This is a genomic window from Kitasatospora sp. NPDC059327 (assembly GCF_042752535.1).
Classification (GTDB): Bacteria; Actinomycetota; Actinomycetes; order Streptomycetales; family Streptomycetaceae; genus Kitasatospora.
Window position 1 is genome coordinate 1 of the sequence record NZ_JBHYYB010000174.1, and the last position, 11,391, is coordinate 11,391.

At 76.7% G+C, this 11,391-nt stretch carries 2 protein-coding genes and 1 pseudogene; all 3 read left to right on the top strand.

The features are described 5' to 3' along the window. Positions 1 to 4,111: SDR family NAD(P)-dependent oxidoreductase (locus ACFXHB_RS43065; protein ID WP_380582419.1), on the top strand; the 4,111-nt coding region annotated here is incomplete at its 5' end. 65 nt (positions 4,112 to 4,176) lie between these two features. Further along, a pseudogene (locus tag ACFXHB_RS43070) lies at positions 4,177 to 9,795 on the top strand (SDR family NAD(P)-dependent oxidoreductase); the annotation flags it as partial. A 67-nt stretch (positions 9,796 to 9,862) separates the two neighbouring features. Then, on the top strand, positions 9,863 to 11,391 hold a 1,529-nt coding region (locus ACFXHB_RS43075), incomplete at its 3' end, for a type I polyketide synthase (protein WP_380582421.1).

Here is an 11,391-nt window from a genome sequence, read left to right on the forward strand (position 1 = left end):
CACCCTCGACGCCGACTACTGGTACACCAACCTCCGCAACCCCGTCCTCTTCCAACAAGCCGTCCGCGCCCTCGCCACCACCGGCCACACCACCTACATCGAAACCAGCCCCCACCCCGTCCTCACCACGGCGGTCCAGGACACCCTCGACGACACACCGGTCGTCGTCACCGGCACCCTGCGCCGCGACGAAGGCGGCACCCGCCGCCTCCTCACCTCGCTCGCCCACCTCCACACCCACGGCACCCCGGTCGACTGGGCGCCGCTCCTCCCCACCGACCCGGTCCCCCCCATCGACCTCCCCACCTACCCCTTCCAACGCGAACGCTTCTGGCTCACCCCGCCCGCGGCCGCCGACCCCCGCACGGCCGGGCTCGACTCCGCCGAGCACCCCCTGCTCAGCGCGTTCCTCCCGCTCGCCGACAGCGACGAACTCGTCCTCACCGGCCGGATCGGCCTCGCCGACCACCCCTGGCTCGCCGACCACGCCGTCTGGGACACCCCGCTCCTCCCCGGCACCGCCCTCGTCGAACTCGCCCTCCACGCCGGCCGCCGACTCGGCTGCGAGCACCTCGAAGAGCTCACCCTCCAGACCCCGCTGCTGCTCCCGGCCGACGACGCCGTCCGCGTCCAGATCCGCGTCGGTGCGCCGGAGGACGACGACCGACGGACCTTCTCGATCCACTCCCGGCCCGAGCGGCAGGACGCCCCCTGGACCCGCCACGCGACCGGCGTCCTCGCGACCGGCGCCGAACGGCCCGCCCCCGACCTCGCCCCCTGGCCGCCGGCCGGCGCCGTCCCCCTGGACGTGGCGGACCTCTACCCGCGCCTGGCCGAGGACGGCCTCGGCTACGGCCCGGCGTTCCAGGGCCTGCGCGCCCTCTGGCGCCAGGGTGACGACCTGCTCGCCGAGGTGCGGCTGCCGCGCGAACAGCACGACGCGGCCGGCCGCTTCGGCCTGCACCCCGCCCTGCTGGACGCCGCCCTGCACGCGGCTGCCGCCGCCTCGCCCGGCGAGGTCCGGCTGCCGTTCTCGTGGAGCGGCGTCACGCTCCACGCCACCGGCGCGACCGAGCTGCGCGTCCGGCTGACGCCCACCGGCCCCGACAGGCTGGCGCTCGCGGTGACCGACGCGTCCGGCACGCCGGTCGCCCGGGTGGCCTCACTGGCGAGCCGTCCGGTGGACCGGGAGCAGGTGCGCGCGGCCCGCGACGGCGGCGCGAACCCGCTGCTGCGGGTGGAGTGGGCGGAGCTGCCGGCCTCCCCCGGGGCACCGGCCGGACGCCGGGTGCTGCTCGGCGCCGACCGCCTCGGGCTCGCCGACGCCCTCCCGCTCGGCGGGTACCCGGACCGGGCCGCCCTCGCCGAGGACATCGCGGCCGGCGCGACCGTGCCCGAGGCCGTCCTGGTCACCTGTGCCGGCCCGGCGGGGCCCGACACGCCGGCCGCCGTCCGGGCCGCCGCCGAGCACCTGCTCGCGATCGTCCGTGACTGGCTCGCCGACGACCGCTTCGCGGCCTCACGACTGGTCCTGCTCACCCGCGGCGCGGTGGCCGCCGCCCCCGGCGAGCACGTGCACGACCTCGTCCACGCCCCGCTCTGGGGCCTGCTGCGCTCCGCCCAGACCGAGCACCCGGGCCGCTTCGTCCTGCTCGACCTGGACGGCCGCACCCCCGCCCCGGCGGCCGTGCTCGCCGGGGCGCTGGACCGGGCCGCCGCCGGTGACGAGCCCCAACTCGCCCTGCGGGACGGCGCCCTGCTGGCCCCCCGGCTGGTCCGGGCGGCCGGCGGCCGGCTGCTGGAGCCCCCGGCGGACACGCCGCACTGGCGCCTGGACACCACCGCCAAGGGCACCCTGGAGAACCTCGCCCTGCTCCCGCACCCGGCGGCCGCCGCTCCGCTCGGCCCCGGCCAGGTCCGGATGGCCGTGCGCGCCGCCGGCATGAACTTCCGCGACGTCCTGCTCGGCCTGGGCATGGTCGACCAGGACGTGATGGGCGGCGAGGCGGCCGGCGTCGTGCTGGAAACCGCGCCGGACGTCACCGGGTTCGCCCCGGGCGACCGGGTGATGGGCATGGTGCCCGGCTCGTTCGGACCGTTCGCCGTGGTCGACCACCGGTTGCTCGTCCCGCTGCCCGCAGGGTGGACGTACACCGAGGGGGCCTCGGTGCCGATCGCCTTCCTCACCGCGTACTACGGCCTGGTGGACCTCGCCGGGCTCGCCCCCGGCGAGTCGGTGCTGATCCACGCGGCGACCGGCGGCGTGGGCATCGCCGCGATCCAGCTGGCCCGGCACCTGGGCGCCGAGGTGTTCACCACGGCGAGCCCGGCCAAGTGGGAGACCCTGCGCGCGCTGGGCCTCCCGGAGGACCGGATCGCCTCCTCCCGCAGCCTCGACTTCGAACACCGCGTCCGGGAGGCCACCGGCGGCCGGGGCGTGGACGTGGTCCTGAACTCCCTCGCCAACGAGTTCGTCGACGCCTCGCTGCGCCTGGTCACGGACGGCGGCCGGTTCGTCGAGATGGGGAAGACCGACATCCGCGACGCGGCCGAGGTCACCGCCGCCCACCCGGGCACCTCCTACCTCTGGTTCGACCTGATCGAGGCCGGCTACGACCGGATCGGCCGGATGACGGCCGAGCTGATGCCGCTGTTCGCGAGCGGCGCGCTGCGGCCCGTCCCGGCGCGGACCTGGGACGTGCGACGTGCCACGGACGCCTTCCGGTTCATGAGCCAGGCCCGGCACATCGGCAAGGTGGTGCTCACCATGCCCGCCGGGCCGGACCCCGACGGCACGGTGCTGATCACCGGCGGCACCGGCGCGCTCGGCGCACTGGTGGCCCGGCACCTGGTCACCGACCACGGCGCCAAACACCTCCTGCTGCTCGGCCGACGCGGCCCCGAAGCCCCCGGCGCCACCGAACTCACCGCCGAACTCACCGCCCTCGGCGCCCGGGTGACCATCACCGCCTGCGACACCGCCGACCGCGAGGACCTCGCGCACGCCATCGCCGACATCCCCGCCGCACACCCGCTCACCACCGTCGTCCACGCCGCCGGCGTGCTCGACGACGCGGTGATCACCTCGCTGACCCCGACGCAACTGGCCACCGTCCTGCGCCCCAAGGTGGACGCCGCCTGGCACCTGCACGAACTGACCCGGGACGCGGACCTCGGCGCCTTCGTGCTGTTCTCCTCCTCGGCCGCCGTCCTGGGCGGCCCGGGCCAGGCCAACTACGCGGCGGCCAACACCTTCCTCGACGCGCTCGCCCAGCACCGCCGCGCGGCCGGGCTGCCCGGCCAGTCGATCGCCTGGGGCCTGTGGGAGCGGGCCAGCGGCATGACCGGCCACCTGGAGGCCGCCGACCTGACCAGGCTGCGCCGCTCCGGGGTGAGCCCCCTCGCGGACGCCGAGGGCCTGGCGATGTTCAGCGCGGCCCTGCACGCCGACCACACGCTGCCGGTGGCGATGAAGCTCGATGTCGCGGCCGCCCGCGCGGCCTTCCGGAACGGCTCGGTGCCGCCGCTGCTGCGCCGGCTGGTCGGCGGCCCGGGGCGCCCGACGGTGTCGGCCGCACCGGCCGGCGGGGACTCCGCGCCGGCCCGGCGGCTGGCCGCCCTGCCCCCGGCCGAACGCGCGCGCGCCCTGCTGGAGCTGGTGCGCGCCAACGCGGCCGTCGTCCTCGGCCACGCCACGGACGAGGCGATCCGGCCGGACCGGGCGTTCAAGCAGCTCGGCTTCGACTCACTGACCGCCGTCGAACTGCGCAACCGACTCAACGCCGCCACCGGGCTCAAACTGCCGGCGACGCTGGTCTTCGACCACCCGACGCCGGACGAGCTGGCCGGTTGGCTGGACACCGAGCTGGCCCCGACGGAGCCGGCCGGCCCGGCGGTCCCCGACGACGAGGTGGGCCGGCTCCTGGCCACCGTCACCCCGGCCCGGCTGCGCGCCGCCGGGCTGCTCGACGCGGTGCTGGCCCTGGCCGGCCCCGCCCCGGAGGCGCCGCCGGCCGGGACGGACGACGCGCTGGACGACGAGCTGGACGAGATCGACGCCATGGACGCCGACGACCTGGTCGGCCTGGCTTTCGGCACCACTGACCTCTGATCGCGATCGGACTGCGGAGAACAACGATGGCTGCATCACAGGCTGCATCCCCGGACAAGGTGCTGGAAGCGCTCCGGGTCTCGCTCAAGGAGACCAAGCGGCTCCAGCAGCAGAACCACCGGCTGACCGAGGCCCGGCACGAACCGGTCGCGATCGTCGGCATGGCCTGCCGGTTCCCCGGCGATGTCCGCAGTCCCGAGGACCTGTGGCGGCTGGTCGCGGACGGCCGCGACGCCCGCTCCGACTTCCCGGCCGAACGCGGCTGGGACACCGAGGAGCTGTACGACCCGGACCCGGACCGGACCGGCCGGAGCTACGTCCGGCAGGGCTGCTTCGTCCGGGACGCGGACCGGTTCGACGCCGCGTTCTTCGGGATCAGCCCGCGCGAGGCCCTCGCGATGGACCCGCAGCAGCGGCTGCTGCTGGAGACCTCCTGGGAGGCCTTCGAACGGGCCGGCATCGACCCCTCCTCGGTCCGTGGCAGCAGCACCGGCGTGTTCGTCGGCGCGTCCCCGCTCGGCTACGCCGCCGACCCGCGCGACGCCGAGGGCTCCGAGGGCTACCTGCTGACCGGCACCACCGTCAGCGTGGCCTCCGGCCGGCTGTCCTACACCTTCGGGCTGGAGGGCCCGGCCGTCACGGTCGACACCGCCTGCTCCTCCTCCCTGGTCGCCCTGCACCTGGCGAGCCGGGCCCTGCGCGACGGCGAGTGCTCGATGGCGCTGGTCGGCGGGGCGGCGGTGATGGCGGCGCCGCACATGTTCATCGAGTTCAGCCGCCAGCGCGGCCTGGCCCCGGACGGCCGCTGCAAGGCGTTCGCCGGCGCCGCCGACGGCACCGCCTGGGGCGAGGGCGTCGGTGTGCTGCTGGTCGAGCGGCTCTCCGACGCCCGGCGCCTCGGCCACCCGGTGCTCGCCGTGGTCCGCGGCTCGGCCGTCAACCAGGACGGTGCCTCCAACGGCCTGACCGCGCCGAGCGGGCCGGCCCAGCAGCGGGTGATCCGCGCCGCGCTGGCCGACGCCCGGCTCACCCCGGCGGACGTCGACGCGGTGGAGGCGCACGGCACCGGCACCCGGCTCGGCGACCCGATCGAGGCCCAGGCCCTGCTGGCCACCTACGGACAGCAACGGGACGCCGAACAGCCGCTCTGGCTCGGCTCGGTGAAGTCCAACATCGGCCACACCCAGCTCGCCGCGGGAGTCGCCGGCATCATCAAGACGGTCCTGGCGATGCGGCACGGCGTGCTGCCCGCCACCCTGCACGTCGACGAGCCGACGCCGCAGGTCGACTGGTCCCGGGGCGCGGTCGAGCTGCTCACCGAGCGGCGCGACTGGCCCGTGACCGGCCGGCCCCGGCGGGCCGCCGTCTCCTCGTTCGGGATCAGCGGCACCAACGCGCACGTGATCCTGGAGCAGCACGTCGAGGAGGCACCCGCCGAGCCCGTCACCGAGGCACCGCGCGAGGCACCCGTCGGCACCCCCTGGCTGCTCTCCGCCCGGGGGCCGGAGGCCCTGCGCGCCCAGGCCGGGCGGCTCGCCGACGCCGTCGCCGCCGACCCCGGGTGGGAGCCGACGGACGTCGCCTGGTCCCTGGCCACCGCCCGGGCCGGCCTCGACCACCGCGCGGTGGTGCTCGGCACCGACCGCACCGCGCTGCTCGCCGGCCTCGACGCGCTGCGCCAGGACGCGGCCGCACCCCGGGTGGTGCGGGGCCCGGCCACCGGCCGGACCGGCAAGCTGGCCTTCCTGTTCTCCGGCCAGGGCGCGCAGCGGGCCGGCGCCGGACGCGAACTGCACCGCCGCTTCCCGGTGTTCGCCGCCGAGCTGGACCGCGTCTGCGCGCTGCTGACGGAGCGGAGCGGTCTGCCGGTCCGCGCGGCCCTGCTCGCCGAGGAGGGGTCGCCCGAGGCGGCCCGGCTGGACGGGACGGCCTTCGCCCAGGCCGCCCTCTTCGCCCTGGAGGTGGCGCTGTTCCGGCTGACCGAATCCTGGGGCCTGCGGCCGGACTTCCTGCTCGGGCACTCGATCGGCGAACTGGCGGCGGCCCACCTGGCCGGGGTCTTCTCGCTGGAGGACGCGGCGACGGTGGTCGCCGCCCGGGGCCGTCTGATGCAGCGACTCCCCTCCGGTGGCGCGATGGTGGCGGTCGAGGCGACGGAGGAGGAGGTCACCGCGCTGCTCGCGGACCGCGGCCGGCAGGTGGGCGTCGCCGCCGTCAACGGCCCCCGGTCGGTGGTGCTCTCCGGCGACGAGGAGGCGGTGACGGAGATCGCCGGGCGGCTGAGCGCCGAGGGCCGCCGCACGAAGCGGCTCACCGTCAGCCACGCCTTCCACTCCCCGCGCATGGAAGGGATGCTCGACCGGTTCCGCGAGGTGCTCGACGGGGTCACGCTGAACGAGCCCACCATCCCCGTCGTCTCCAACCTGACCGGCCGGCCGGTCACCGCCGGGCAGCTCGCCACCGCCGAGTACTGGGTGCGGCACGTGCGCGAGGCCGTGCGCTTCCACGACGGCGTCCGGCACCTGCTCGGGCAGGGTGTGACGGCCTTCCTGGAACTGGGCCCCGACGGTGTGCTCGCCGCCATGACCCAGCAGAGCGCGGGCGACCGCGCGGCCGACATCGCGGCGGTGCCGCTGCTGCGTCGGGGCCGCCCGGAGCCGGACACCGTGCTCGCCGCCGTCGCCCACGCGCACGTGCGGGGCGTCCCGGTCGACTGGCCGGCCTGCCTCACCGCCCTCGCCGGGCCGGCCGCCCGCCGGCTGGACCTCCCGACGTACGCGTTCCAGGACGAGCGGTACTGGCTGGACTCCCTCGCCGCGCCCGCCGGCATACCCGCCGAGGTGACCGGCCTGGGCCTGGACACGGCCGGGCACCCGCTGCTCGGCGCCGTGGTCACCCCGGCCGAGGGCGGCGGACTGATCCTCACCGGGAGCCTGTCGACCCGCTCGCACCGCTGGCTCGCCGACCACGTCGTGCTGGGCTCGGTCGTCGTGCCCGGCACCGCCTACCTGGAGCTGGCACTGCACGCGGCGCACCTGACGGGCTGCGCGACGATCGAGGAACTGGACCAGGAGGCCCCGCTGATCCTCCCCGAGGACGGCGCAGCGCAGGTGCAGGTGGTGGTCGGCGAGGCCGACGCGACGGGCCGGCGGTCGATCGGCGTCCACGCGCGCCCGGACGGCGACGAGGCCTGGACCAGGCACGCCGGCGGCACGCTCACCACCTCCGGCACCGCCGACGGCTGGGAGCCCGCCGGGAGCTGGCCGCCCGAGGGCGCCGAGCCGGTGGACCTCGACGGCTTCTACCCGTCCGTCGCCCGCGACGGCTTCGCGTACGGCCCGTCGTTCCGCGGCCTGCGGGCGATGTGGCGCGCGGGGACGGAGGTGTACGGCGAGGTCGCCCTGCCGGAGCCGGAGCGGGCGCGGGCCGGCGAGTACGGCGTGCACCCGGCGCTGCTCGACGCCGCGCTGCACGCGGGCCTGGTCGGGAACACCGGGGACGAGGTGCTGCTGCCCTTCGCCTGGAACGGCGTGCGCCTGCACCGCCCCGGCGCGGACGTCCTGCGGCTGCGACTGGCCCCCGCCGGCCCGGACGCGATGTCCCTGCGGGTGGCCGACGGGAACGGCGCTCCGGTCGCCTCGGTCGCCTCGCTGCGGGCCCGGCCGGTGTCGGTCGAGCAGCTGCGCGCGGCGTCCGGGGCCGCTCGCGCCGACGCGCTGTTCCGCGTCGAGTGGTCGCCGACCCCGTCCGCCGACCCGGCCGACCACGGCGTCGGCCGGTGGACCGTCCTCGGCGACGGCTCCGCCTCCCCCGGCCCCGACGGATCCGCGGCCCTCGGCGACATCCCCGGCCTCGACGACATCCCCGGCCTCGACGGCTCCCCGGCGCTCGACCGCTACCCGGACCTCGCCGCCCTCGACGCGGCCGTCACCGCCGGCCTGCCGCTGCCGGACGTGGTCTTCCTGCCCCTCCCGGACACCGCGGGCGAGCTCCCCGCGGCCGTCCGCACGGCCCTGCGCCAGGCGTGGTCCGCACTGACCGCCTGGGCCGCGAACGACCGCTTCGCCGGCTCCCGCCTGGTCCTGGTGACCCGCGGCGCGGTGGCCGCCGGCCGCGAGGAGGACGTGCCGAACCTCGCCCACGCGCCGCTCTGGGGCCTGGCCCGGGCCGCCCAGGCCGAGCACCCGGACCGCTTCGTCCTGCTCGACCTCGACGGCGGCGCGGACACCGCCTCGGCGTTCCGCGTGGCCGCCGCGGGCGGCGAACCCCAGCTCGCCCTGCGCGCGGGCGCCGTGCTGGCTCCCCGTCTGGTCCGGGCCCGCCCCGCGACACCTGCCCCGGCCGTCGCCCCGGACCCCGACGGCACGGTGCTGATCACCGGCGGCACCGGCGCGCTCGGCGCACTGGTGGCCCGGCACCTGGTCACCGACCACGGCGCCAAACACCTCCTGCTGCTCGGCCGACGCGGCCCCGAAGCCCCCGGCGCCACCGAACTCACCGCCGAACTCACCGCCCTCGGCGCCCGGGTGACCATCACCGCCTGCGACACCGCCGACCGCGAGGACCTCGCGCACGCCATCGCCGACATCCCCGCCGCACACCCGCTCACCACCGTCGTCCACGCCGCCGGCGTGGCGGTGGACGGCGCGCTGGCCTCGCTCGACGAGGAGCGGTTCGACGCCGCGCTCCGCCCCAAGGCGGACGCCGCCTGGCACCTGCACGAGCTCACCCGCGACGCCGGACTCGCCGCGTTCGTGCTGTTCTCCTCCGCGACGGCCACCCTCGGGGGCGCCGGCCAGGGCGGCTACACCGCCGCCAACGCCTTCCTCGACGCGCTCGCCCAGCACCGCGCCGCACAGGGCCTGCCCGCCCGGTCGCTGGCCTGGGGCCTGTGGGAACAGCAGGCCGGCATGGCGGGCGCGCTCGACGAGGCGACGCTCGGCCGGATGCGGCGCTCGGGTGTCCGCTCGCTCAGCCCGTCGGACGGCCTGGCCCTGTTCGACACGGCGATCGCCGGCGCCGACCCGACGGTGCTGCCGGTCCGGCTGGACGTCGCCGCGCTGCGCCGGGTCGGCGCCGACCTCCCGCCCTTGCTGCGCGCACTGGCCGGCGCGGGGGCCGCCGGGGCCGCCCGCCGACCGGACGCGGGAGCGGCGCAGGCCCTGCAGCGACGGTTGGCCGGGCTGTCCGGGGAGGACCGCGAGCGCGCGCTGCTCGACCTGGTGCGCGATCAGGTGGCGGTCGTCCTCGGCCACCCGAACGCGGCCTCGGTGGGCGCGGACCGGGCGTTCGGCGACCTCGGCTTCGACTCGCTCACCGCGGTCGAGCTGCGCAACCGCCTGACCACCGCCACCGGGCTGCGGCTGTCCGCGACGCTGGTGTTCGACCATCCGACCGCGACCGAGCTGGCCCGCCACCTCGGCACCGAACTCCCGCACGCCGGGGCGCCGTCGGCCGCGCCGGTGCTGGCGGAACTCGACCGCCTGGACACCGTCCTCGGCGGGATCGGCGCCGACCACCCGGACCGGGCGAGGATCGCCGGCCGGCTCCGGGTGCTGGCCGCCCGGTGGAGCGACCAGCACGGCCCGACGGCCGACGCATCACCCGTGGCCGAGCTGGAGCTGGACTCGGCCGACGACGACGAGGTCTTCGACTTCATCACCAACGAGCTCGGCATCTCCTGACCCGCCCGCCGGCGGCCGCGCCGGCACGTCCGTCCTGTTCCTGTCCGATCCGAAGGGTTGCGCCACTGTGGCCAGCGAGACCGAGGACAAGCTCCGCTACTTCCTCAAGAAGGTGACCGCCGATCTCCAGGAGACCCGCCGGCGGCTCCAGGAGATGGAGTCCGTCACGGGCGAGCCGATCGCGGTCGTCGGCATGGCCTGCCGCTTCCCCGGCGGCGCCGACTCGGCGGAGCGGCTCTGGGAGCTGGTCGCCGACGGGCGGGACGCCGTCACCCCGTTCCCCACCGACCGCGGCTGGGACGTCGAGGCGCTGTACGACCCGGATCCGGACCGCACCGGCCACACCTACGCCCGCGAGGGCGGCTTCGTGGCGGGCGCGGACCGCTTCGACGCCGGGTTCTTCGGCATCGGGCCGCGCGAGGCGCTCGCCATGGACCCGCAGCAGCGGCTGCTGCTGGAGACCTCCTGGGAGGCCTTCGAGCGGGCCGGCATCGACCCGGCCACGCTGCGCGGGAGCAGCACCGGCGTCTTCATGGGCGCCGGGCAGGTCGACTACGCGGCACTCGCCCAGCGGGCCACCGACAGTCTGGAGGGGTACCTGCTCTCCGGCGGCGCGGCGAGCGTCATCTCGGGCCGGCTGTCCTACGTGTTCGGGCTGGAGGGCCCGGCGATCACCGTGGACACGGCGTGCTCCTCCTCGCTGGTCGCCCTGCACCTGGCCTGCCAGTCGCTGCGCCGCGGGGAGTGCACCACGGCACTCGCGGGCGGGGCTGCGGTGATGGCCTCGCCGGGCATGTTCGTCGAGTTCAGCCGCCAGCGCGGCCTGGCCCCGGACGGGCGCTGCAAGGCCTTCGGCGCCGGCGCGGACGGCACCGGCTGGGGCGAGGGCGCCGGCGTCCTGCTGCTGGAGCGGCTCTCGGACGCGCGACGCCACGGGCACCGGGTGCTCGCGCTGGTCCGCGGCTCGGCCGTCAACCAGGACGGCGCCTCCAACGGGCTCACGGCTCCCAACGGGCCGTCGCAGCAGCGCGTCATCCGTACCGCGCTCGACAACGCCCTGCTCTCGGCGGCGGACATCGACGCGGTGGAGGCGCACGGCACCGGCACCACGCTCGGCGACCCGATCGAGGCGCAGGCCCTGCTGGCCACCTACGGACAGGAGCGGACGACCGAACAGCCGTTGTGGCTGGGGTCGGTGAAGTCCAACATCGGGCACACCCAGGCGGCGGCCGGCGTGGCCGGTGTCATCAAGATGGTGATGGCGATGCGGCACGGCGTGCTGCCCCGGACCCTGCACGTCGACGAGCCGACGCCGCACGTGGACTGGAGCGCCGGCGCGGTCGAACTCCTCACCGAGAACCGGGAATGGCCGGCCGGCGAGCGCGCCCGTCGCGCCGGGGTGTCGGCCTTCGGGGCGAGCGGGACGAACGCGCACGTGATCCTGGAGGAGGCCCCGCCCGCCGATCCGGACACCGCCTCCGCCGATTCGCCGTCCTCCGTGGTCCCCTGGGTGCTCTCCGCCCGCGACCCCGAGGCCCTGCGCGCCCAGGCCACCCGACTCGCCGACCACCTCCGCACCCACCCCGACACCGACCT